Below are 24382 nucleotides of genomic sequence, written 5' to 3' on the forward strand. Positions count from 1 at the left end.
TGGCTTAGATCCTCAACGCTCTTCTACGATCAGCGACCGGTTGTTGCGCATAGCGGCAACATTCGGCATGCCGAGCAGAAACATCGCCGTTACAAATTCACGTCTGAGCCGTTCTATCTCCTCGATGACGGCATCAGCAGACTGGCTGGCCGGGCGAAGAAAAGGCGCGGCCATACCGCACAGAGAGGCGCCGAGTATAACAGATTTGGCCATATCTATCCCATCTCTGAGCCCGCCACTGGCGATCAACGTGGCGCGCTCAACCCAGGGTTCGGCCTGCATCAGCGCCAGCGGGGTCGGCAGCCCCCAATCCTGAAAACGCAGACCGATATCGCTACCGTCACCGCGCCGGTGGTGTTCGATTCGACTCCATGAGGTGCCGCCACTGCCCGCCACATCGAAGTAGCGTACGCCCTGTGCATAACCCAGGGCGATATCCTCCGGCGACAGGCCGCAGCCCACCTCTTTGAGCAGCACCGGTACTTGCAGGCTGCGCTGGATCTCGCCGATCTTGTCACCGATACCAGCAAAATCGGTATCACCCTCCGGCTGCACCGCTTCCTGCAACGGGTTCAGGTGGAGATAAAGACCATCGGCACCGACACAGGCCACCGCTTCGCGGGCCTGCTCAACCCCGAAACCGTAGTTGAGTTGCACAGCGCCAATATTGGCCAGCAGCACCGTTGTCGGCGCCAGCGCACGCAGTTCGAAGCTCTCCCGTGCAGCGGGCTGCTCGAACATGACCCGCTGCGAACCGACCGCCAACGCCACGCCACAGTGCTCCGCGGCCAGGGCCAGGTTGCGATTGATCTGCCGTACCAGCTCATGATCGCCACCGGTCATCGACGAGATCAGCAACGGGAAACTGAGTCTGCGTCCAAGAAAGTCGATAGCGGTATCGATATCGGCCAGATTCAGCTCCGGCAACGCCCGGTGGCTCAGATGGATCCGGTCGAAATAGCGCGCATCTCGATCGGTAGCCGGATCCTGCTCTATCGCCCGGATATGCTCGATCTTGCGATCGTTGGTTTGATCCGACATCAACGCTCCAGTTGGATATGCGCTTCCATCAGCTCGCCCGGATTGGTTTGGGCAGCCAACAAGGACAGCTCTCCGCAGAGGACGGTTGCAGCGCAGATTGCGGCCAGACGGCGCGCATTGGCGCCCGGTTCACGTTCTTCACGACAGCCCAGCTCGGTCAGGTTGGCATCGACGAACTCTATCCCCTTGCCGTTGCCGACACTGCCGACGATGAGGTTGGGCAGGGTGCAGGAGAAATAGAGGTCACCGCCACGCACCTCGGCGTGAACCACACCCTGGGAGCCTTCGATGATGTTGGCCGCATCCTGTCCGGTGGCCAGGTAAAACGCCAGCAACATATTGGCATAGTGGGCATTGGCGCTGCGCAGGCCGCCCGCCATCAGCGTGCCGATCAGGTTTTTCTTGATATTGAGGTCGACAACCTTCTCCGGCGTAGTCTTCAACCGCCGTTCGCACACCTCACGCGGAATCAGGATCTCGCACACCACATACTTGCCGCGCCCAAGAATGCCGTTGACGGCAGTCGCCTTCTTGTCCGAGCAGTAGTTGGCCGAAATCGAGCTGTAGCGCAGATTCTGATACTCGGCGAGTAGCCAGGGGATCAGCTTGTCGGCAGCATTGGTCACCATATTGTGACCGGACGCATCGCCGGTGGTGAACTCGAGTCGCAGATAGATCAGGTTACCGACGATCTGGCTGTGCATATCGATCAGTTTGGCGAAGCGACTGCTCTCTGCCACCACTCGATTGAGATCGTCGCGACGCGCCTTGATCGACTGCACCGCCTGATGAGCGGCCAAGGCGTCGTCGGCTTCAAGCAGGATCGAGCGTGTCATCCGCTCATCGATCAACGTGGTTTTGATGCCGCCTTCGCACAGCATGGAGACTCGCGCGCCGCGCCCAACGGAGGGCCAAAGGGGCGTCTCATACGTTGCCAGCGGCACGCTCAACTGCTCGTCCAGCACGTTGCCACTGATCCGGATAGGCCCAACCCAGCGCATCGGGATCGGAGCCTGGAGTATTTTGTGCGCTTTCATCGGCTCTCTTCATCCCGCTTTCGAACATCAACGATGTCAGCGGGATACCATACATCCTGTATGTAAAATAAAAAGAGGGTTGCAAACCCTGCAACCCTCTCAGGCAAACACCTAGGGTGGAGGCGATTTTAGCCACCCACCCAGGTAGATGCAATCAGACCTCAGCTAGACTTCTCGGCCGGAGCCTCCTCCTGCATGGCCGGTTCTTCCTGCATCTCGGCAGCATCGGCGGTCATGGTGCTGGACTCCTCCAACGGAAGCTGGATGTTCATCGCACTGAGCAAGCCACCCATACCGTTGAGAATACGCAGTTTGGCGATCTGCTGATCCAGCTGCGCTTCCGCCAATTGGTTCTTGGCGGTAAACACCTCGTTTTCTGTATCCAGCAGGTCGAGCAGGGAGCGCTGACCGATATCGAACTGCTTCTGGTAGGAGTTACGGGTCTGTTCACTGGAGTCCACGTGCTGCTGCAGATGCTCGATCTGGCGTCCGAGAATCTCGTATGCGTTCCAGGACAGCTCAAGACTCTGCTTGATCTGGCGCATGGAGTCGCGCTGAACCTGCTGCGCTTCGCCGATCTGGTACTCGGTCTGCCGAATACGGGCCTTGTCGGCGCCACCGTTGAACAGGTTATAGCGCAGACGCAACATGGCGGTCAGGTCTTCATCATCGCCTTCGATACCGTCGAGGTTCTCGTCCCAGCGCCGCTCGACCTCCAGATCCAGACGCGGGTACATCCGGCTCTTGGCCGCATCGCGCTGGGCGTAGGTTGCCTCGACGTCGTTCTGAGCGATACCGACAACGGGATGGTTTTCGTTAGCGGCAGCCAACGCTTCCTCGAAGCTGCCCGGTATCGGCAGTGCGTCATCCATCAGCTGCTCAAGTTCAGCCGGCGGCTCCTGACCGACCACACGCTGATAATTGGCCCGCGCATCGAGCAGGTTGTTTTCGGCTGCCAGCGTATTGACTTCGGCCAGGGCAAGACGGCCCTCCGCCTGCTGGATCGAGGCCAGAGTCCCCAGGCCCGATTCGGAGCGGCGCTTGATCTGATCGTAGATCTTGACGTGGTTGTAGAGGGTCTCTTTAGCAAGCTTGACCAGCTGATCGCGGCGCAGCAGCTCCAGATAGGCGCGGGCTGCCTGGAGCGCGTAGTTTTCAGCGGTATCGGTCGCTTCCGCTTCGGCTGACGCCATCCGCGCACGCTGACGCTTGACCTCACTCGGCGTGGCAAAGCCGTCGAACAGCATCTGGTTGATATTCAGGTGCGCCTCTCGGCGATTCAGCTCGACATCCTGGACGCCCTGATCCTTGTCGGTCCATTCATAGCCGTAGCCCAGTGTCGCATCCACGGTGGGGTAATAACCCGCCTTGGCCTGATCAACCTCCTTGACCACCGCACGATAGGTTTCGATTGCACGTGCGACATCCGGATTCTCTGCCAAATTGTCAGCAACGACCTGCTGCACTGTCGCAGCGCTAGTTGTGCCGGATACAGCAACCAGCACAGCCACCGCAAGCATAGACTGTTTAAACGCCATTTTTTATTCCCCTATCCTTAAAAGGTGTCCCTGATCAGACAGCGTTACGCTCAGCTCGCTGAGCTAAAAGAATAAGCTCTACACGATCTTTAGCGCCAGTTTTGTGGAGTATGGCACTCATGTGAGCTTTTACCGTGCGCTCGGTTATATCGAGCCGGCGAGCAACAACCTTATTGGCGGCACCGGACATCACCTCGACGAGCACTTCGTTTTCCCGTTCACTCAATCCATACCGATCAGCCAAAGTCTGTGTCGGTGGATCGACCTGTTCCAGCAATTGACGCAGTACGGACTGCAGCACCTCCGGACCTGCCCAGATATCGCCGCGCTGTACCGTTTTGATCATCTCATTGAGCAGGCTGTAGGTGACGAAGGTATTACCGTAGGCTTTGGCGCCGCGCCGAATCAGCTCGCGCCCTTCATCGGTATCCGGATGATCGGTCAAAATAATCAATCTCAGACTGCAACCGTGCGCATGCGCAAGCAGCAACTCTCTATCCGAACCTGCCAGGCTCTGCCAATGAACCAGACAGATACCCGCTGTAGGCAACCCGCTGCTCGACAGCGGATACCCCACTCTGCCCAATCGCACATCGGTGGCATCCCTCCAGCGGTGCGCGATATCGTCCCTCAATACGATACAGAAATATTCCATGCTATCGCTCCGTTAGTGCCCGCTGCCGCGCCTTGGTGATCGGCTTAAGCAGATACTGCATCACCGTCTTCTCGCCGGTAACGATATCCACGGAAACCGTCATACCGGCCATCAACGGTAGACTATTATTCTCTCCCAGGAAGGGGTTCTCGGTTTCCAGGCGCACGACATAGAAGGTCTCATCCTTCTCATCGATGATGGTACTCGGAGAAATATAGATAAGTTTGGCCGGTAGCCCACCATAGATGGCAAAATCGTAGGCACTGACCTTAACAACGGCCGGCTGCCCAACTCGCAGTTGACCGATGTCGGAGGGACGAATGCGCGCCTCGATCAGCAGTTTGTCTTCCCAGGGGACGATATTCAGCAGAGGATCACCCGGACGGACAACGCCATCGATGGTATTGATCAACAGCTGCTTGACGGTACCCTTGATCGGCGCGCGCACTTCCGTGCGCTGGATACGGTCCTGCATACCGCTGAACGTCTCCTGCAATCGAGCCCGTTCAGCCAGCACCTCATTCAGTTCGGCACGCGCGGTATTGCGGAACTGCAGTTCCATCTCGCTGAGTTTCTGTTCGATCTCCTCGATCGAAGACTGAATTCGCGGCAGGCTCAGTTCAATACTGGACAGCTCGCCACGCAGATCGTTGACCTGGCGCTTAAGGCGCAAGTACTCCACCTCGGAGATGACGCCCTCACTGAGCAGCGGCTCGGTAATCTTCATCTCCTGCAGCAGTAGATCATAACTGCGACGCACCTGATCCTGACGAGCCTGCGCCTCCCTGAGCTCCTGTCGACGCTGATCACGCTGCTGGCCCAGTACTGCCAGGTTGGCTTTCAGCTCCTGCTGACGCGTTGCAAACAGGTTCACTTCCTGGTTAAGCAGATATTTGTACTTATCGGGGAAATCTTCAGGCATCGCCATCGACTCACCATTCGCCTCGGCGTGCAGCCGGGCCGCTTTCGCCATCAGCTCGTAGAGTCGGACCTCACTCTCCTTGACCGAACTGACGAAACGCTTGTCTTCGATGCGCATCAACACCTGGCCCTTGTCGACCAGGTCGCCTTCATGTACCAGAATCTCCGATACGATCCCCCCCTCCAAGTTCTGCACTACCTGCAACTGGCGGGACGGAATGATCTCGCCGTCGCCACGGGTGATCTCGTCGAGCGTCGCCCAGTTGGCCCAGACGCCTGCAGCGAGTATAAACAGCGCAATCGTCCACAGCAGCGCACTTGCGCCTCGCGGAGCCTGCTCCAGCATCGCCTCGCTGATGCTTGAGGTGTAACCGAGATCCTCGGGCTTGATACTCATCTCCCTGCGTTTCATCGCTGAACCGCCCCCTTAACGGCGCACATGCAGACGTCCCTGCTTCAACGCTTCCAGTACCGTCTCTTTCGGTCCATCGGCGACCACCTGCCCCTGATCGATAACGATCAACCTGTCCACCAGCGTCAGTAACGACATTTTGTGCGTAATCATCAGCAGTGTACGCCCCTCAAGCACCTCGTTCAGACGACGCTTGAACTGCTCTTCCGACGCGTTGTCCATGGCGTTGCTGGGTTCATCCATGATCAACAGATTGGGATCATGCAGCAGTGCTCGGGCTATGGCAATAGACTGCCGCTGACCTCCGGACAACGCTTGTCCGCGCTCACCCACCTGCATATCGAAGCCCAGGGGGTGCAGGTTAACGAACTGATCGACTCCGGCCAGGCTCGCGGCCTTTAGCATCGCAGCATCCGCCACTTGCGGCGAACCAACGGTAATGTTGTCGCGAACCGTACCGGCGAACAGCATCACATCCTGAGGTACATAACCGGTATTCAGGCGCAGATCCACGGGATCGATCTGTTTGATATCGACGCCATCAAGCAGGATCGCCCCGTCTGTCGGCTGATAAAGCCCGAGCAGCATCTTCTCGATCGTTGTTTTACCCGATCCGATCCGGCCGATCATCGCCACTCGCTCGCCGGCGTTGATCTTGAACGACACCTGTCTGAGCGCCGGATACTCGACATTCGGATAGTGGAAACTGACGTTGCGGAACTCGATGTTGCCTTCCAGTCTGGGGCGGTGAACAAAATGCTTGCCCTCTTCCCGCTCCACCGGCAGCGCCATGATCTCGTCCAGTGTCTTCAGCGCTTTGGCCGATTGCTCATACTGGATGATCAGACTGGCCATCTGCGCCGTAGGCGCGATCGCCCGACCGACCAGGATATTGCAGGCGATCAACGCTCCAAGAGACAACTCCTGCTCCATGATCAGGTACACCCCCCCGATCACCAGAACCACGGAGGCCGTCTGCTGAACCGTGCCGGCGAAGGTTATAACCGATGATGACAGCATGCGGGATCTGAGCCCCCAACGCGAGATATAACCGACTGCCTCCTCCCATCGCTCTTGCAACGGACTCGCCGCGCGCTGGGTCTTGACGGTTTCCATGGCGGTCAACGACTCGACCAGCGTTCCGTTTTTCTGCGCAGTGGAGGCAAAGGTGCGCTCAACCGCATCGCGCAGTTTCGGGCGTACGATCAGGGAATAGATGACAATCAAGGGAATGGCGACGGCAGGCACCACCACCAGCGGCCCGCCGATCAGACTGATGACCAGGATATAGATCACCATGAACGGAATATCGATCAGTACAGTGTTGGTCGTGGAGCTGAGGAAGTTCCTGATACTGTCGAACTCACGCAGATTACTCGAGAACGCACCGACCGATGCCGGCATACGGTCATAGCGGATCCTCATCACCTTCTCGAACAGCTGTGCCGACAGCAGCACATCGGACTTTTTCGCGGCCACCTCAATAAAATAGGCACGCAGCATCTTGAGCCCGAAATCGAACAGATAGACGATCAAGACACCGACCGCCAGCACCCACAGCGTTTCAACCGCGCCGTTGGGTACTACGCGGTCATAGACGTTCATGACAAACAGCGGGTTGGCCAGGACGAACAGATTGATCAGGAAACTGGCTAACAAAACGTCCCGATAGATGCGACTGGAGCGTTTCAGCGTTCCCCAGAACCAGTGTCCTGAACGACCGTCCAGCACCCGACTGGATTGATCACCGGCACTGTACTCCGCACGCACGAAAATCAGATAACCGCTGTAGTGCTCATCAAGCTCCGTGAGCGCTATACGATAGGTGCCGCCGCTCTCCGGTTGCTGGACCACGGCCTCGCCGCTTTCCTCATCGATCTCCTGCAAGATGCAGGCGGTATCGTCATCCATGATCAGGACGACCGGCAGGAGTAACGAGGATAGTTGATCGAGCCGACGCTCAGCGACCTTGGCCGCCAAACCGGCGCGCGCTGCGGCGCGCACGAACAGCTGAGGGGTCAAGCGATGATTGACCAACGGCAGACCATCCGCCAACACTCCCGCCGAGGTGGGCCTATGGTACTGCTGCGCCAGAATCACCAAGCAGCTTAAAAGAGGGTCGTGCGATGCATCCATACTCGTTGACCTTAGAATAATGGCGGTTAATACTAACAGCTGTTTGAGCAGAATCCACCCCCCTACCGCCAGAAGGACTCGGGCAGATGCTATACGCCAAGTTTGACGATCAAGGAAAGGTAATCGGCTTGTCCGAATCGCCTGAAAGTGGCGCCCGGGAGGTGAGTCTGAAAGACCCGGCGGTGCTCGAATTTCTGTCGATAAACAATGGCAACCAGGCGTTCGATCCCGACGCGTTTCTGGATCAGTCGGACAAGTCGACGATCCGCATACTGGAGGACCTGATCGACACCCTGGTCAGCCAGCATCTGATACGTTTTACCGATCTGCCAATGCCGGCTCAGAAGAAACTGCTCAGTCGTAAGCTGGCACGCAATATGGCCCGACAAGAGGCCGGCCTCGACATGAATTCCGAGGGAAGGAGCGAGTCCGGCGGCGACAGCTTTCTGGCCGAAGAAGACCATCTGTTCTGACCACCCGCAACCCGAGAGGGTCAGATTTACTCGCCACCGCGCCCCAATCGACCGACAACTTCAGACAAGCGCTCACCCAATCCCTTATAGCGCTGCTTCTGTTTCGGTGTCAGCGCTGCATACTGCAGGGCATACAGGGTTTCATCACAAAGCGCCAGCAGGTCCCGCTCCAGCATCGGCATCGCCGACCGCCGAATAATCTCCAGCGCAGTTTGCACGAGGTTCAAGCCGATGCCGGGATTACCCGCCTGTTGTTCATAGGCTTCAAGAAAGGAGTCCAACGCCGGATCCAGCTCACCATGACGGAATTGGGTCATCCCTTTCAGGTTGGCGCGCCCCCACTTAAGGCCCGCCATCTGCTTGGTCAACTCCTGCCGAAAACCACTCACCTCAGCCGCCACACTGGTACCCTCAACCCCTTCAATCAACTGATCGAGCCACATCAGCCGCTCATCCAATGACAACTCCTGGTAAAGATTGAGGGCGTCCCGCGCCGCCAGCTCCCCGCTCTGCATGTCGCCTACCTTGCGGTAGACTTCACCGGACAGCAAACGACACCTGAAGTGAATGACTGCAACATCGAGAAAATCGCGCTGCGCCTGCTCCAGCATGCGGATCGCTTCCTCTTCCGCATCGGAGCCTCCTCTGCCACCAAGCATACTCTCAAGCAACACCCGCACCAGGCCGAAATAGTAATCAGGGTGCTGAAACGCCGAGTAGCGGCTATAGCGGATAGCGGCACGAAAGGACTCGACAGCGAGGCGGGCATCGCCATTCATCGCCGCGACGTTGCCCAGATCGCCCTGCAACAGGGCCACCGTCGGCTGCAACACGACCGCTTGGCGCAGCAGGTTCTGAGCATCGGACAACGCCCCTCGCAATCGGTGCAGGCGCGCTCGCCAGACAAACGCCTCTATGCAGATCTGCTGATCACCGATCACTTTGTCGAGCTGCTCAGCCGACTGATTGAACCAGCCACTGCGTGCGGCCGCTATCGCCAATCCAATACGTATCCAGGGTTGATCCCGGCCATCCAACAGCAAGCCGAAGGTCTCGTATGCCATCTGCGGCTCGTTATGGCGCAGCAGAACCGCCCCCCTTAAACGCTGAAGGTAAACCCGCATACCGGGGTAGGCCTCCTCCAACGCCTCACACTCATCCAGGGCCTGCTCCCAATCCCCCTTGTCCAGCTGCTCCTCGACCGTCCCCAGATTGCGCTTCAGCCGCAAGGCCTTCTCTAGCTGCTGCCCAACCCTGATCTTGTCATAAGGCTTCGAAATATAGAGATCGGGGGCATTTTCAGGGGAACCCAGCAGCAGGTCTGACTTTTCAGGTTCGATAACGAGTACATAACAGCTGCTGTAACGTCGCAGCCCCTCGGCCTGGAGCTCCAACATCAGTTGCAGTCCGTTCTTCTCGTCACGCCCAAGGTCATAGCAGAGAAAACAGAAATCGACCGGCAGCTCGCGCAGCATGCTGAGCGCCATATTGACTGATGAGGCCGCCAGCACTTCGCCAAAACCCATACTGGACAGGATCGAGCGCAGAGACTGCAGATCCTCCAGCTTCTTGTCGAGTATCAGTGCCGACTTTCCAGAGAACAGAGTTTCCATAACCTCAGAGACAGCCAAATTTTCGCAAAAGTAGCATGAGAATCAGCCTATTAGCAAAACTTAGCTGCCCTTCCCCCTCCTTCCCCCTTAGTACCGAAAAAATAGTGGTACCGGAAACAAAAAACCCGCCAGCAGGCGTGCCGACGGGTTTTGAAGTAACTAACGGCTAATGCGATCAGTCATCCAGCAGGTTTCGCCCTTTGCTGGCGGCAATACGCATACGCAGCGCATTCAGCTTGATAAACCCTTCCGCATCCTTCTGATTGTATGAGCCTGCATCATCTTCGAACGTCGCGATACTCTCATCAAACAGACTATTTTCGGAGCGGCGACCAACTACGGAAACCGCGCCTTTGTACAGCTTAACCCGCACATCGCCATTTACGTTGCGCTGACTGTAATCGATCATCTGCTGCAGCATCTTGCGCTCTTCCGACCACCAGAAACCATTGTAGATGACCTTGGCGTAACGCGGCATCAGCTCATCCTTCAGATGCGCGGCTTCGCGATCCAGCGTGATCGACTCGATGGCGCGGTGCGCCTTGAGCATGATGGTGCCTCCCGGAGTTTCGTAGCAACCGCGGGACTTCATGCCCACAAAACGGTTTTCTACGATATCCAGACGTCCAACGCCGTTCTCGCCACCGATCTTGTTCAGGTAAGCCAGCACTGTCGCCGGACTCATCTCTTCGCCGTTGATGGCAACGATATCACCCTGGCGATAGGTCAGCTCCAGGTAGGTCGGCTGATCCGGAGCCTGCTCCGGTGCGACACTCCAGCGCCACATATCCTCTTCGGCTTCGGCCCAGGGATCCTCGAGAATGCCGCCCTCATAGGAGATATGCAGCAGGTTGGCGTCCATCGAGTAGGGAGACTTCTTCTTGCCCTTGGCGAAGTCGACCGGAATATTGCGCTCTTCGCAATAGGCCATCAGCGTTTCGCGTGAGGTCAGATCCCACTCACGCCAGGGCGCAATCACTTTGACGCCGGGCTTGAGCGCATAAGCACCCATCTCGAAGCGCACCTGGTCGTTGCCCTTGCCAGTGGCGCCATGAGAAATAGCATCGGCACCGGTTTCGTTGGCGATCTCGACCAGTCGCTTGGCGATCAATGGGCGGGCGATTGAAGTACCCAGCAGGTACTCGCCCTCATAGATGGTGTTGGCGCGGAACATCGGGTAGACATAGTCGCGTACGAACTCTTCGCGCAGGTCCTCGATGTAGATCTCTTTCACACCCAGCGCCTGCGCCTTGGCGCGTGCAGGCTCAACCTCTTCACCCTGCCCCAGATCGGCGGTAAAGGTCACTACTTCGCAGTTATAGGTGTCCTGCAGCCAACGGACGATCACGGAGGTATCCAGACCGCCGGAGTAAGCCAGTACGACCTTCTTAATATCGGACATGTTGCGACTCCAGATCACAGAAATCCGATCCTCGCGGCGAGGACCGGTCATTAAAAGCGGAAAGCGCGAAAGTATATCAGAAAGCCTGCCGACGCATAACCGGCATGAGCATCAACGCACAGGCGCCTCTTCTCGCTCCAACCGTATGGTGACGCGACGGTTTCGAGCGCGGTTCTCGGCGCTGGTGTTGGGGACCACGGGATAGCGCTCACCATGGTAACGGGTCACGATTCGATCCTCCGGCACACCCTGCTGTATCAGGTAGCGGGTCACATCCTCCGCACGCTTCTTGGACAGATCCCGATTCAGCAAACGCCGACCCAGATTGTCCGAATGCCCGTCGACATAGATCGTTTGCACACTGTTGTCGGCTTTGACATAGGTGGCGATCAGCGCCAGACGCTCCCGCGTCGCATCCGACAGGGCCGTCTGCCCCGATGGAAACAGCACCGCGGTCCGCGCAACCTGGCGATAGTTGACCGGCAACAGACCAGAGATGCAGTTCAGGTAGTCGGTGTAGGCGGACTGAAAATTGGCCGCCGATATCCCCACCTTAAGCAGCTCAGGCGTACCGTACCACTGATCGGTATTAAAAGTCGGGGTCATGCCCTGATAAAGTGCCGCCAGCATATTTTTGGCCAGCTCCGCCGGCACCTCGATCACCCCACTCCCCGGCACGGCCCTGACCACGCCGAGCAGGTGCGGGTCGGCCCCAGGCTGCCAGGGCGAAGCCTCCGCCACCAGTTTCGCCTGCCCCTCAACCTGCTGTTTCTGGGTCGGCGTCAGGGTAAAGTGCACCGACTCCCCCGCCTGGTGCTCAAACACAGCCACGCCGTAGGAGGGGACCTCCTGCTGAAGCCTGCAGACGAACTGAGAACTCTCCATCTCCCACCGAGACTCGTCGATAGACGCACGGAAGGTCACAGCCCCCGCCTTTTGAAAAGAGAAGCACAGAACGATAAACAGCAGCCAGAAGCGCATCCAACGGATTCCCATCACACAAAGCACAGGGCAGATAAAGACTCCCCTCAGTATCAGGACATTATCGGCCACCCGGCCCAAGGCTTTAACCCTCCTTTGCAGGCACAGCAATTGCCCTCCACCCAATGACTGTTAGAATGGGCTTATACACGATCGACAGCAACCTCCCGAGCCAGAGTTAAGGAACCCTATTGTCCTCCACTAAACACCCCATGTCCGACCGTTTTCGCGGATTCCTCCCCGTTGTCATCGACGTGGAGACCGCAGGCTTCAACCCCCGTACCGACGCTCTACTGGAGGTCGCTGCAGTAACGCTCACCATGGACGAGCAGGGCTATCTGATTCCCGACAAAAGCTTCGACGCCAAGGTCGCACCGTTCGAAGGCGCCAACCTCGAACCCGAAGCACTGGCATTTACCGGCATAGACCCCTTCGACCCGGAGCGGGAAGCGCTGACAGAACTCGATGCGCTGGAGATGATCTTCAAGCCGGTACGCAAATCGATAAAATCACACGACTGCAAGCGCGCCGTACTGGTGGGACACAATGCGGCCTTCGACCACAGTTTTATCTGCAACGCCGCCGAGCGCGCCGACATCAAGCGCAATCCATTCCACCCCTTCTCCACATTCGATACCGCAACCCTGGCCGGTCTCGCCTTCGGCCAGACCGTTCTGGCTCGCGCCTGCGATGCGGCGGGAATCGAGTTCGACGGAAAACAGGCGCATTCAGCACTCTACGACACCCAGAAAACAGCCGAGCTTTTCTGCACGATCGTCAATCGATGGAAGGATCTGGGCGGCTGGGAGATGGTACTGGCGACGCGAGACTGAGCCAGCACAAGCCGGTGACAGGACACAAAAAAACCCGCCTGCGCGGGTTTTTTTACATCTCCGAAAAGGTGATTACAGCTTGTCGGATTCTGCAGCCAGATAAGCAGCAACGCCTTCCGGAGAGGCATTCATACCCTTGTCGCCTTTGTTCCAGCCAGCCGGACAAACTTCGCCGTGCTCTTCGTGGAACTGCAGCGCGTCGACCAGACGGATCAGCTCGTCCATGTTACGCCCCAGCGGCAGGTCATTGACGATCTGAGAGCGAACCACACCCTCTTTGTCGATCAGGAACGCGCCACGGAAAGCGACACCGCCTTCGGCTTCGACGTCATACGCCTGGCAGATCTCGTGCTTGGTGTCGGCCGCCAGAGTGTATTTGACCGGACCGATACCACCGGCATTAACCGGTGTATTACGCCATGCATTGTGAGTGAACTGAGAATCGATGGAGACACCGATCACCTCAACACCACGCTCGGTAAACGCATCCATACGGTGATCCAGAGCGATCAGCTCTGAAGGACACACGAAGGTGAAGTCGAGCGGGTAGAAGAAAACCAGACCGTACTTACCTTTAATCGCGTCGCTCAGCGTGAAGCTATCGACGATGCTGCCATCACCCAGTACAGCGGCAACTGTGAAGTCAGGTGCTTTTTTACCTACGAGTACGCCCATTGTTCATTACTCTCCATGCTAAGTTGAGATTTTCTCGGAATAATCAAAAACTTGAAGTTACCTGATTAACCATACGGGTTCTAATAGAGCCCGGCTATACGGTCCATTGAAACTCACTATCGCCAGTTTCGATCAGGCCTCTTCGGAATCACCCTGCTGTTTGGCGGCCGCACTGACCAGCTCCTGCAGTTCGCCGCTTTCCGCCATTTCGCAGATGATGTCGCAACCGCCGACCAGCTCACCATTCACCCACAACTGCGGAAAGGTCGGCCAATTGGCATATTTCGGCAGCTCGGCACGGATCTCCGGTGCCTCAAGGATATTCACAAAAGCGAAACGCTCACCACAAGCGACCAGCGCCTCCGAAGCCCGTGAAGAGAAGCCACACTGCGGGAAGCGGGGGGTGCCCTTCATATATAGCAGAATCGAATTACTTTCGATCTGCTCTTTGATGGTATCGATTACGCTCATGGTTACACCTTGCTGTTAAAAGTAGATTCTACACTTGGCGCCATCCAACCGGACGACAGGCGGTTCAATCATCGCAGGCTATATCCTACCGCTTTAGTGGGATTATTAAAATATCCAGCTGCGGCAGGGTCAGGCTCTTTGCACTCTTATATGGAGCCAGTATGAGCCGTTTCAAGTAGATAGCACACGAAGTATCAAACGCCAGCCTGACATAATATTATTGCCAAAACACAAACCCACACATAGAATGTCCGTTTTTTCGGCAGCTCTGGCTGCCTTTTTGCGTTGTATAGGGAGAAACGCCCATGTCGTTACAGCCACTGATGAACACCTATAACAGGCTCTCGGTCGCCTTTGACTATGGCAAGGGCGTCTGGATATACGACACCGACGGCCACCGCTATCTCGATGCATTATGCGGCATCGCCGTGACCGGACTGGGCCACGCCCACCCCGCCGTTACCAGCGCGATCAGCGATCAGGCCGCACGCCTGATCCACTGCTCCAACCTTTACACCATACCGCTACAGGAGCAGCTGGCCGAAAAACTGACCTCCATCTCCGGCATGGACAATGCGTTCTTCTGCAACTCCGGCGCCGAAGCCAACGAGGCAGCGATCAAGCTCGCCCGACGCTACGGCCATCAGAAGGGAATTGACCTGCCCACCATCATCGTGATGGAGAACTCCTTCCACGGCCGCACCCTTGCCACGCTCAGCGCAACAGGCAACCGCTCGGCCCAGGCCGGCTTCGAGCCACTGGTCTCCGGCTTCGTGCGTGTGCCTTACGACGACATCGACGCAGTACGCCAGATTGCGGTCAAGAACCCCAACATCGTTGCCGTACTGGTAGAACCTGTACAGGGCGAAGGCGGTGTACACATACCCGCCCCGGACTACCTGAATCAGCTGCGTGCCATCTGCGACCAGCAGCAGTGGTTGCTGATGCTGGACGAAGTCCAGACCGGCAACGGCCGTACCGGACGCTATTTCGCCTACCAGCACAACGGCATTTTGCCGGATGTGGTCACCACCGCCAAAGGTCTCGCCAATGGCGTGCCGATTGGCGCCTGCCTGGCCCGTGGCGAAGCCGCAAAACTGTTTACGCCGGGCACCCACGGCACTACCTACGGCGGCAATCCGCTGGCCTGTGCCGCGGCCCTGGCCGTGATTGATACCATCAGTGCCGAAAACCTTTGCCAACACGCCGAAGAACTGGGACGCTACATCGTCGATCAGTTCCGCGCCAAACTGGGCAACGCACCTTACATCCGCGAGATCCGCGGCAAGGGCTTGATGATCGGCATCGAACTCACCGAAGCCGGAACCGAACTGGCCGTGCTGGCCAAGGTAAAAGGCGTACTGCTGAACGTAACCGGCGGCGGCCGGGTGGTACGTATGCTACCGCCCCTGATCATGAGCCAGAATGAGGCCGACCTCATGATCAACACCGTGTCGCAGCTTATCCGCGTCTATTCGGGCGATGAGCGCACCGAATGATACGCTGCTAATTTATTCACTTTGACCTCTGGAACCGGCGGCCTTACCGCCAGTTGACACTATGAGTATTAGACACTTTCTGACCCTGCTGGACATGACACCGGCAGAGCTGCAGGGCATTATCGAACGGGCCAGCAAGCTCAAGCAGATGCGCAACGACGGCGAGATCTACGAGCCGCTGAAAAATCGCGTACTGGCGATGATCTTCGAGAAAGCTTCGACCCGAACCCGGGTATCCTTCGAATCCGGCATGGCGCAGTTCGGTGGCCACGCCATGTTTCTCTCTCCCAGGGATACCCAGCTGGGCCGCGGCGAACCGGTAGAGGACAGCGCCCGCGTCATCTCCAGCATGGTCGATGTGGTCATGATTCGCACCTTCAGCCATGAGGTGGTAGAGACCTTTGCGGCCTACTCGAAAGTGCCGGTTATCAATGCACTTACCGACGACTACCACCCTTGCCAGTTGCTTGCCGATATGCAGACCTTTAACGAACTGCGCGGCTCGATCAAAGGCAAGACCGTGACATGGGTCGGTGACGGCAACAACATGTGCAACTCCTATATCAACGCCGCACGCCAGTTCGACTTCAAGTTGAATGTCGCCTGCCCCCCGGATTTTGCCCCCAACGAAGCGTTGGTGCGGCAGAACGCCGATCGCGTCTGCGTATTCAGCAACCCGGAAGAGGCGGTCGCCGGCGCGCACCTGGTCTGCACCGATGTCTGGGCGTCGATGGGCCAGGAAGATGAGCAGCGCCAGCGCGAACGTCAGTTCCGCGGCTACCAGGTCTCACCGGCACTGATGGATCTGGCTGCTGATGACGCCCTGTTCATGCACTGCCTGCCCGCTCACCGCGGTGAGGAGATCAGTGAAGATATGATGGATGACCCGCGCTGCGTGGCCTTCCACCAAGCCGAAAACAGGCTTCACGCGCAGAAAGCGCTACTGGAATTCCTCCTTATCGGGCCGCGCTGATACACTCACGGATAAGCTGAAACCGCTGCCCGACAACCAGCCAGGTTCTCGCCAGAGCCTGGCCGGCCGTCTATACTGGCCTTCAGCGCCTTCTTTCGAGGACAGAGAGAGTCAGTCAGGTATGATCGAACTACGTCATTTGAAAACCCTGTCCGCACTGCGCGACGCGGGAAGCCTTGTCGAAGCCGCCGAAAGGGTTCATTTGACGCAGTCCGCCCTCTCCCACCAGATCAAGGATCTGGAAGACCGGCTCAACTGCTCGCTGTTTATCCGCAAGACCAAGCCGATCTGCTTCACCAGTGCTGGTCAACGCCTGCTCGCCCTGGCCGATGACATGCTGCCGATGATCCGCAACGCCGAACGCGATATCGCCCGCCTGGCCGGTGGCGCCGCCGGCCGCTTGAACATCTGTATCGAATGCCACAGCTGCTTCGAGTGGCTGATGCCCACGATCGACCACTTCCGCCAGAACTGGCCGGAGGTGGAGCTGGATCTATCCACGGGTTTCAGTTTCCAGCCTCTGCCCGCGCTCGCCCGCGGCGACCTTGATCTGGTCATCACCTCGGACCCCGAGCCGCGCAACGGCCTGCACTATGTCCCGCTGTTCAGTTACGAATCGGTGCTTGCCCTGAGTCGGCAGCACCGTCTGATCGCGCGCAAGTTCATCCATCCGCGGGATCTCGCCCAGGAGACACTGATCACCTATCCGGTCGACACCAGCCGTCTGGATGTCTATACCCGCTTCCTGGACCCGGAAAATATCGAGCCGGCCGAGCAGCGCACCGCCGAGCTGACGGTGATGATGGTGCAGTTGGTTGCCAGCGGGCGCGGCGTTGCCGCCCTACCCAACTGGGCGTTGCACCAGTATCTCGAGCGGGATTATGTCGCCGCGCGCCCACTGGGCGAAAAGGGACTCTGGTGCACACTTTATGCGGCCATGCGCGAGGACCAGAAAAATGCCGATTTCATGATCGACTTCCTCAATACCGCACGCGAGGTCACCTTCCGCAATCTGAACGGCATCCGTGCCGCCTCCTGATTCCGGCCCAGCTCCCGCTTTTACGAACGGCTACGCCTTTGTTTGCACGCCGCGATCCAATACACTAAACGAATCAATCAATTCCGTTTATACAAGACGCTTACGGACACCCCACTATGCCTAACTGGAGCCCCCGCAGCTGGCGGGCAAAACCGATCGTTCAACAGCCGGTATACCCGGACCTGAACGCCCTGACAGCCACCGAAGAGATACTGGGCAAATACCCGCCGCTGGTGTTTGCCGGCGAGATCCGCTCGCTGAAGGATGAGCTGGCGGCGGTCAGCCGCGGTGAAGGCTTCCTGCTGCAGGGCGGCGACTGCGCCGAAAGCTTTGCCGAGTTCAACGCCAACAAGATCAAAAACACCTTCCAGTTGTTGCTGCAGATGGCGATTGTGCTGACCTTTGCCGGCAGTTGCCCGGTGGTCAAGATCGGCCGCATCGCCGGACAGTTTGCCAAGCCTCGCTCGTCCGGTACCGAAACCATCGACGGTGTCGAGCTGCCCAGCTATCGCGGCGATATCATCAACGATATCGCGTTCACGGCGGAAGCGCGCACACCGGATCCTCAGCGCCTGCTCTCCGCTTACCACCAGTCTTCGGCAACGCTGAACCTGCTCCGCGCATTCGCCGGCGGCGGCTTCGCCGACCTGCACCAGGTACACAAGTGGAACCTCGGCTTTGTCTCCCAGACGCCGCAGCACGAAAAATATGAGCACCTGGCTGCGCAGATCGACCAGACCCTGGCATTTATGGAGGCTTGCGGGCTGAACGCGGAGAACACGCCGCAGCTCAAGGAGACCGCATTCTTCACCTCGCACGAGGCGCTGCTGCTGAACTTCGAGGAGGCACTGACCCGCCGCGACAGTCTGACCGGAGACTGGTACGACTGCTCGGCCCATATGCTCTGGATCGGGGATCGCACCCGGCAGCCGGATCACGCTCACGTCGAGTTCCTGCGCGGGGTGAAGAACCCGATCGGCATCAAGGTAGGCCCCAGTACCGATGCCGACGACCTGCGCCGCCTGCTCGAGATCCTCAACCCGCACAACGAGCCTGGCCGTATCACGCTGATCGCGCGTATGGGCGCCGACAAGATCCTGGAAAAGCTACCGCCACTGGTCCGTTCCGTGCAGCAGATGGGATCCAGCGTGGTCTGGAGCTCAGATCCGATGCATGGCAACACCATCAAGGCATCCAACGGTTACAAGACACGTAACGTCAACGCCATCCTGCACGAGATGCAGGGCTTCTTCGAGGTCCACCAGGCCGAGGGTACCTATGCCGGCGGCGTCCACTTCGAGATGACCGGCAACGACGTCACTGAGTGTATCGGCGGCGCCTATAAGATCACCGAGGAGGGTCTCGCCGACCGGTATGACACCTTCTGCGACCCTCGACTTAATGCCGACCAGTCGCTGGAGCTGGCGTTCATGATCGCGGACACGCTGAAGATCGCCCGGAGGCAAAGGTGACACCGGCACAACAGATCCTGCCCCTGCTGATGGAGATCGAGCGCGAGATGCGCGCGCTCGACCTCTGGTCTCAGACCATGCCCGACGCCCAGTCATTGATGAGCCAGCAGCCGTTCTGTATCGACACTCTGGAGTTCCATAAGTGGATTCAGTGGCTACTGCTGCCACGCTTGCAGCATCTGGTACTCGCGCAGCTGCCACTGCCGGAGAGCTGTGCGGTCGCCCCCATGGCCGAGGAGGTGTTCAAGGCGATGGAGGAGAATACGGAGCACCTGCTCGAACTGCTTGTACAACTAGATCAGGCGGTGACAGACGCCACCTGAAACCGACTGTACAGTCGTTATGGAAAGCCTGAATGGAACACCATCTTTTTGAACAGCTGCTGATGATTCTGGTGGGCGCTGTCGTTGCGACCACAGTGTTTCGGCGCTTCAACCTGCCACCGATTCTCGCCTATTTAAGCATCGGCTCCCTGCTCGGCCCCTATGCTCTGCAGGTGACCGACCCGCAGCAGATGACGCTGATGTCGGAGCTCGGCGTGGTATTCCTGCTGTTCATGCTGGGATTGGAGTTCTCGCTGCCGCGCATGATCGCTATGCGCAAGCTGGTATTTGGGCTCGGTTCGCTTCAGGTGATACTCACCACCACAATCCTGATCCTGATATCGATCGGCCTGGGGATAGAGTTTCGCAGCGCCATCGTCATCGCCGGCGCTCTGGCCCTCTCCTCCACCGCCATCGTGACCCGCGAGCTGCTGCGCCTGAACCAGCTGGCCGCCCCCCACGGACAGCTGTCGTTCGGCATTCTGCTGTTTCAGGATCTGGCCGCAGTGTTCTTCCTCATCATCGTTCCGGTTCTGGGCAGCGACGGTGGCGAGATCGACACCAACACCCTGCTGCTCTCCCTGCTTCAGGGGGCCGGTCTGCTGCTGTTACTGATGGTGCTGGGGCGTACCATCCTGCCCGCACTGTTTAACGAGATCGCGCGCTCACGCTCCGACGAGATGTTCGTGCTGATGGCACTGGTCACCGCGCTGGCGGCGGCCTGGTTGACCCACGCGGCCGGACTTTCCATGGCGCTGGGCGGTTTCCTCGCCGGCATGATGCTGGGCGAGAGCCATTACAAGCATCAGCTGGAAGCGGATATCCGTCCGTTCCGAGATGTGCTGCTAGGTCTGTTTTTCGTCACCGTCGGTATGCAGCTGAACCTGCAGACGCTGATCGACAACTGGTACTGGGTCATCCTGCTCACGCTCGGCCTGATGCTGCTGAAAGCAGCCATCATCGCGCTGGTCACCGGTCGCTTGAATCGTGACTCGCGCAGCGCTCTGCGCGCCGGACTCTGCCTGTCCCAGGGCGGGGAGTTCGGCTTCGCACTACTGGCACTGGGCCTGAGCCATGCGATGATCGACAGCGAACTCAACGCCATGATCACCTCGACCATCATACTGAGCATGATCCTGACCCCTACGCTGATCCACTTCAACGGCAGTATCTCCGCGAAGCTGTTGAAACAGCCGCAGAACGCTCCCTCGAGCGACTTTACACCGCCAACCCTGGAGGAGTTGAACAACGCCACCGCCCATGTCGAGAATCATGTCATCATCTGCGGCTTCGGGCGTGTAGGCCAGATCGTGGCACGTTTCCTGCGCCCGATCGGCATCCCGTACATCGCCATCGACTCCGACCCCTTCCGTACCCACGAGGCTGCCCAGGCCGGAGAGCCGATGTATTATGGCGATGCCCGCCGCGGCGACATCCTCAAGGCGATCGGTGCCGACCGAGCCCGTCTGCTGATCCTGACCGTGCCCGATCACACCGAAAGCATGGCAGCACTGAAACAGATCAAGCGCAACTACCCCGATCTGCCGGTACTGGTGCGGACCCAGGACGACAGCAAGCTGGAGCTATACCAAAACGCCGGCGCCACCGAAGTGGTGCCCGAAGCACTCGAAGGCAGCCTGATGCTGGTCTCCCACATCCTGACCCTGCTTGAGGTGCCATCAGATGAGATCCGCTCACGCATCGACGCGGTGCGCTCCCAGCGCTACCAGATGCTGCACGGCTTTCTGCATGGCCAGCGCTCGCGCAAGGTGACCGACAGCGGCACCCCAAACGAGCTGCGCCACCCGGTAACCCTGACCGGGGACTGCTACGCCAGCGGCCGTACGCTGGGCAGTCTGGCGTTGAAAACCGAGGTGGTTAGCCTGCGCCGCGGCGATATCGAGCTCGGCTCGCCACCGCCCGAAGAGATACTGGAAACCGGCGACATTCTGATCCTGGCGGGCGAGCCGAGCCAGGTGGAAGCGGATGAGGAGCGGCTGTTCAGCGGTTGAGCCCGGGCTGGTAGAATGTCCCCCTTTCAGCGCGCCACCACTCGATCAAAATCCGCAGGAGAGACGATGAGCACCAGCCCCCCGCAACCCACCCTGATCCAGGTCCTGCGCGAAGCCGGTGCCGCCTTTCGCCTGTTCGACATGGGCCGCAGGGTCGGCAAGCTGAGCGCTGACGCCTTCGAGCGCATCGAGCAGGCCCGCACCCCCTACCCTCTGCCCTTCCTCCACCACGCATGGCTTGGGGTGCTGATCTGGAACCCCAAACTGCGGGAGCAGAACACGATCTGGTTTCTGAAACTGCCGCTGGATGAGCAGGGCTACCTGGTGCAGGCAGCACGGGACGATCTGGTCCATCGCCTGCTACAAAACGCCGTCAACGCCCAACAGGGCGGGCTGGAGGAGGATGCCCTGAAGGACAACCCCTTTGCCTTCAAACCGGATCAGGAGAAGATGGCGATCTTCCATGCCCTGGCCGCGCAGGCGACCGGCGCCCGGCCATCGGGTTATTTCGAAACCGTGCAGGAGTACGTCAACGGCGAACTGCCGCTGGAGCGCTGGACCGATCTCGCCCTGCAGGGGCTGGCGGATCTGGTGGTACGTCTCGACGACAAGCGCAATGCCAGCGCGCTGGCCAAGAGGATACCGGAAGTCCCGCTACCGGCGCTGGCGTCGATAGCCACGCTGCTGGAGCATACGACCCCGCCGCTGGCGGTACGCAATGCACTGGCCGCCCGCCTTGATCGATTGCTGGCGACGACGGACACCGATCCGCTGCTGGTGGCCGCACTGATCCGCGGACTGTCCAATATCGAGGATGAAAGCTTCAAACAACAGCAGGTGCTGAACGTGCTGCAGTCGACCCACGCTCTGGAGCCGGAGGTGATCGTCGCCATCGCCAGCCGCTGCCACCTGGCGCTGCAGGACCCCGAGGTTTTGCGGACCTTCCTGGAGCAGTTGGCGGCCGGCAAGGCGGGCCAAGCGGGGTTCAGCCGGGTACTGGCGGACCTGATGTTCATGCCTGCACTGCGCGCCCTGATTATGCAGGCATTTCGCAACCCCGCCCGCAGCGAACTCTTATCCAAAGCAATTGGCGAGATGTTCGGCCAGTCGTTCGGTACTCACTGAGCCGTTGCCGGCGTTATCGACCGACAATAGGGCCCGCCTGATCAGGCAGCTCGATCTGCAACCCTTTCGCATCGAGCTGGGCCTGGGCCTGCTGCTTCATTCGCGCCCGGGTGGCGCTACCCTTGGGCAGCGTCAGATAATAGAGTAGCGAGCAGGCGAACTCCGGCTCCAGGCCTTGCTCCTCAGCGAACGCGAGCATATAGCGGGCCACCGTGCTGTCCTGCTTGTTTTCTATCGCCGGCACCACCGGCAGCTCCAGCTCCTCACCCTCACGCACCCGTCGACAGAGCACCTCGTACTGGTAGCGGAAGCGGGGCAGAACGTCGGCTTCATCCTCGCTGCGCAGCTCGAACCAGCCGGTATTGCGCCCGGCCAGGTAGACCGCCGGATGGCTCCAGCGGTGTCGGAGCGGATGCTCGGCATGCATGCAGGCTTCGATATAGGCATCCCGAACGGAGGGCAGACCGAAATCACCGCCGATATCGCGCAGGATCGCCAGAAACTCGGAGATGGTCGGCATCCAGGCCAGGGTCTCCTTGCAGCGGTTGACCGCCGCCACCAGCTCACCCTCGCCGTAACCGCGCAGGCTCAGCGCCCACTCCCGTTTGGCGATACGGATCTCATCCTCGGTTTCGAAGCAGCTTTTAAACTTGTGACCGTAGATCGCCATAAAACGGGCGAAGATCATATTGACCAGCGCCTTGGTCTCGACCGGGATAGCCTGGGGTTGAGACTTGGGCTCGGATGAGTGGTTACCAGTCGGTGTCCTTGATGTCCATGATGGCTGCGGTAACCCGTTTGCGCTTTTCGCGAGAATCTGGTCGGGTGTTTTCATGGCTCGGCGCCCCCCCTGTCATTACTGAAGATTCACGCTCCTGCTGATAGCGCTTATCGCGTGCATCCTGTGTCTGTTTCTTGACCCACTCGCGCTTGACCCAGGCGAGGAATTTCTGATCCCAGTTGCTCTCCTTGCGATCCTTGTCGAGGAAATAGAGCACAAACTCGTCGATACAACCGTCGGCAAAGTCCGCCGGGATCGCATAGCGCGGCAGCATCTGCTGGAACAGCTCGGAGGGCTGCCAGCCGATGAACATCGCCTGCAACTTCTGGTTACGCTGCTCCGCCTGCTCAAAAATCTCCTCCAGCTCATCCTTGTGCCGGCGCCAGCCGATGCTGCCGCCGAAGGTTGGTGCCGGGCCGCGACGCTGAGCCAAATTTGCCTGACGAACCGGACGCGGTGCCGGTGGCGGTTCATCGACCACCGGTAGACGGCGCACCGGCTCAGCGGGTGCACCGTTCTGCTGAGCTGGTGTTTCAGGCAACGGAGTTGATGCCGCCTTTACCGCAGCCGCTTTCACCGGCATGCACAAACGCAGGTTACCGGCGCTGCCCCAGGTAATCTCGATCAGCCGCTGATCGACCAGCACCTCGGACAGCTCACGCAGACGCGCCTCATCCCAGAATGGCGCCAGCGCCAACCACTGTGCCCGTGCCAACAGCAGCTCCGACCGCCCCCGCTCATCGGTCATGCCGCTGCGCTCCAGCGCCTCGTGATAGAGGCCGAGCAGCAACGCCGGCTCCACCCCGATGCGGCACGCCAGCGAGGGATAGATCAGCATCGGTTTTTCCGGGAAGGTGAAGCTCATGCGCGCAAAGGCTCTCTTTCGACAGGTTTGGATCTTGTCTTTCGACACTATCACTTTCAATACTAACGCACCGGCACCGATATCGATAAGGAGCGGGTGGAAACC

General features: G+C 58.9%; 22 protein-coding genes. 9 read left to right on the top strand and 13 right to left on the bottom strand.

Features of this window, described 5'->3' with window-relative positions; translation table 11 throughout:
• Positions 1-12: 12 nt before the first annotated feature.
• The 6 genes from fni to KQ940_RS04105 all read right to left on the bottom strand — a co-directional run bounded on the left by fni (position 13) and on the right by KQ940_RS04105 (position 7740).
• Positions 13-1041: a type 2 isopentenyl-diphosphate Delta-isomerase gene (gene fni / locus KQ940_RS04080; protein WP_217411981.1), complete on the bottom strand. Its 1029-nt coding sequence runs from the start codon at positions 1039-1041 to the stop codon at positions 13-15.
• Positions 1041-2078, bottom strand: a complete 1038-nt coding sequence (locus tag KQ940_RS04085) for a hydroxymethylglutaryl-CoA reductase (RefSeq protein WP_217411983.1) — start codon at positions 2076-2078, stop codon at positions 1041-1043. The genes fni and KQ940_RS04085 overlap by 1 nt, the downstream gene beginning before the upstream one ends.
• 161 nt (positions 2079-2239) lie before the next feature.
• Positions 2240-3616, bottom strand: coding sequence for a TolC family outer membrane protein (locus KQ940_RS04090; RefSeq protein ID WP_217411985.1), 1377 nt, complete (start codon positions 3614-3616; stop codon positions 2240-2242).
• A gap of 34 nt (positions 3617-3650) precedes the next feature.
• The gene (locus tag KQ940_RS04095; protein ID WP_217411987.1) at positions 3651-4271 is read right to left on the bottom strand and encodes a LuxR C-terminal-related transcriptional regulator; all 621 of its coding nucleotides are present in this window, start codon (positions 4269-4271) and stop codon (positions 3651-3653) included.
• Between the two features lies 1 nt (position 4272).
• The gene (locus KQ940_RS04100) at positions 4273-5589 is read right to left on the bottom strand and encodes an HlyD family type I secretion periplasmic adaptor subunit (protein WP_246589703.1); all 1317 of its coding nucleotides are present in this window, start codon (positions 5587-5589) and stop codon (positions 4273-4275) included.
• A 30-nt stretch (positions 5590-5619) separates the two neighbouring features.
• Positions 5620-7740, bottom strand: coding sequence for a type I secretion system permease/ATPase (locus KQ940_RS04105; RefSeq protein ID WP_217411991.1), 2121 nt, complete (start codon positions 7738-7740; stop codon positions 5620-5622).
• Positions 7741-7826: 86 nt separating this feature from the next.
• Here KQ940_RS04105 and KQ940_RS04110 point away from each other — a divergent pair, with 86 nt between their 5' ends.
• Positions 7827-8213 carry a hypothetical protein gene (locus KQ940_RS04110; protein WP_217411993.1) on the top strand — a complete coding sequence of 129 codons (387 nt, stop codon included), beginning with the start codon at positions 7827-7829 and terminating at the stop codon, positions 8211-8213.
• Between the two features lie 26 nt (positions 8214-8239).
• Here the strand turns inward: KQ940_RS04110 and KQ940_RS04115 are convergent, their stop codons facing one another.
• From KQ940_RS04115 to KQ940_RS04125, 3 genes are all read right to left on the bottom strand, one after another.
• On the bottom strand, positions 8240-9826 hold the full coding sequence (locus KQ940_RS04115) for a hypothetical protein (RefSeq protein WP_217411995.1): 1587 nt from the start codon (positions 9824-9826) through the stop codon (positions 8240-8242).
• A 175-nt stretch (positions 9827-10001) separates the two neighbouring features.
• Positions 10002-11228: an argininosuccinate synthase gene (locus KQ940_RS04120; RefSeq protein WP_217411997.1), complete on the bottom strand. Its 1227-nt coding sequence runs from the start codon at positions 11226-11228 to the stop codon at positions 10002-10004.
• A gap of 111 nt (positions 11229-11339) precedes the next feature.
• Entirely contained in the window at positions 11340-12209 is an 870-nt protein-coding gene (locus KQ940_RS04125; RefSeq protein WP_246589704.1) for a flagellar protein MotY, read from the bottom strand.
• Positions 12210-12421: 212 nt separating this feature from the next.
• Here KQ940_RS04125 and rnt point away from each other — a divergent pair, with 212 nt between their 5' ends.
• Complete coding sequence (gene rnt, locus KQ940_RS04130) at positions 12422-13042, top strand: ribonuclease T (protein ID WP_217412001.1); 621 nt, start codon at positions 12422-12424, stop codon at positions 13040-13042.
• 72 nt (positions 13043-13114) lie between these two features.
• Here the strand turns inward: rnt and KQ940_RS04135 are convergent, their stop codons facing one another.
• Both KQ940_RS04135 and grxD read right to left on the bottom strand, forming a co-directional pair.
• The gene (locus KQ940_RS04135) at positions 13115-13717 is read right to left on the bottom strand and encodes a peroxiredoxin (protein ID WP_217412003.1); all 603 of its coding nucleotides are present in this window, start codon (positions 13715-13717) and stop codon (positions 13115-13117) included.
• A gap of 132 nt (positions 13718-13849) precedes the next feature.
• Positions 13850-14188 (bottom strand): Grx4 family monothiol glutaredoxin, encoded by a 339-nt coding sequence (gene grxD, locus KQ940_RS04140; protein WP_217412005.1) that lies wholly within the window; start codon positions 14186-14188, stop codon positions 13850-13852.
• Between the two features lie 305 nt (positions 14189-14493).
• Between grxD and KQ940_RS04145 the strand changes: the two genes are divergently transcribed.
• The 7 genes from KQ940_RS04145 (at position 14494) to KQ940_RS04175 (ending at position 22631) form a co-directional block, all read left to right on the top strand.
• Complete coding sequence (locus tag KQ940_RS04145) at positions 14494-15687, top strand: aspartate aminotransferase family protein (RefSeq protein ID WP_217412007.1); 1194 nt, start codon at positions 14494-14496, stop codon at positions 15685-15687.
• Positions 15688-15748: 61 nt separating this feature from the next.
• Positions 15749-16660, top strand: a complete 912-nt coding sequence (gene argF, locus KQ940_RS04150) for an ornithine carbamoyltransferase (protein WP_217412009.1) — start codon at positions 15749-15751, stop codon at positions 16658-16660.
• A gap of 121 nt (positions 16661-16781) precedes the next feature.
• Complete coding sequence (locus KQ940_RS04155; protein ID WP_217412011.1) at positions 16782-17699, top strand: LysR family transcriptional regulator; 918 nt, start codon at positions 16782-16784, stop codon at positions 17697-17699.
• Positions 17700-17815: 116 nt separating this feature from the next.
• A complete protein-coding gene (locus KQ940_RS04160) occupies positions 17816-19171 on the top strand; it encodes a class II 3-deoxy-7-phosphoheptulonate synthase (protein ID WP_217412013.1) in 1356 nt (451 codons plus the stop codon).
• A complete protein-coding gene (locus KQ940_RS04165) occupies positions 19168-19494 on the top strand; it encodes a YqcC family protein (protein WP_217412016.1) in 327 nt (108 codons plus the stop codon). Before KQ940_RS04160 ends, KQ940_RS04165 begins: the two co-directional genes overlap by 4 nt.
• A 32-nt stretch (positions 19495-19526) precedes the next feature.
• Positions 19527-21506, top strand: a complete 1980-nt coding sequence (locus KQ940_RS04170) for a monovalent cation:proton antiporter family protein (protein WP_217412018.1) — start codon at positions 19527-19529, stop codon at positions 21504-21506.
• Positions 21507-21572: 66 nt separating this feature from the next.
• Positions 21573-22631, top strand: a complete 1059-nt coding sequence (locus tag KQ940_RS04175) for a DUF3549 family protein (RefSeq protein WP_217412020.1) — start codon at positions 21573-21575, stop codon at positions 22629-22631.
• A 13-nt stretch (positions 22632-22644) separates the two neighbouring features.
• On the opposite strand, the gene KQ940_RS04180 is transcribed toward KQ940_RS04175, so the two are convergent.
• Complete coding sequence (locus KQ940_RS04180; RefSeq protein ID WP_246589705.1) at positions 22645-23466, bottom strand: replication protein P; 822 nt, start codon at positions 23464-23466, stop codon at positions 22645-22647.
• A complete protein-coding gene (locus KQ940_RS04185) occupies positions 23384-24277 on the bottom strand; it encodes a DnaT-like ssDNA-binding domain-containing protein (RefSeq protein ID WP_217412024.1) in 894 nt (297 codons plus the stop codon). The genes KQ940_RS04180 and KQ940_RS04185 overlap by 83 nt, the downstream gene beginning before the upstream one ends.
• Between the last annotated feature and the right edge of the window lie 105 nt (positions 24278-24382).

This window comes from Marinobacterium ramblicola (assembly GCF_019084545.1).
GTDB classification, from domain to species: domain Bacteria; phylum Pseudomonadota; class Gammaproteobacteria; order Pseudomonadales; family Balneatricaceae; genus Marinobacterium_D; species Marinobacterium_D ramblicola.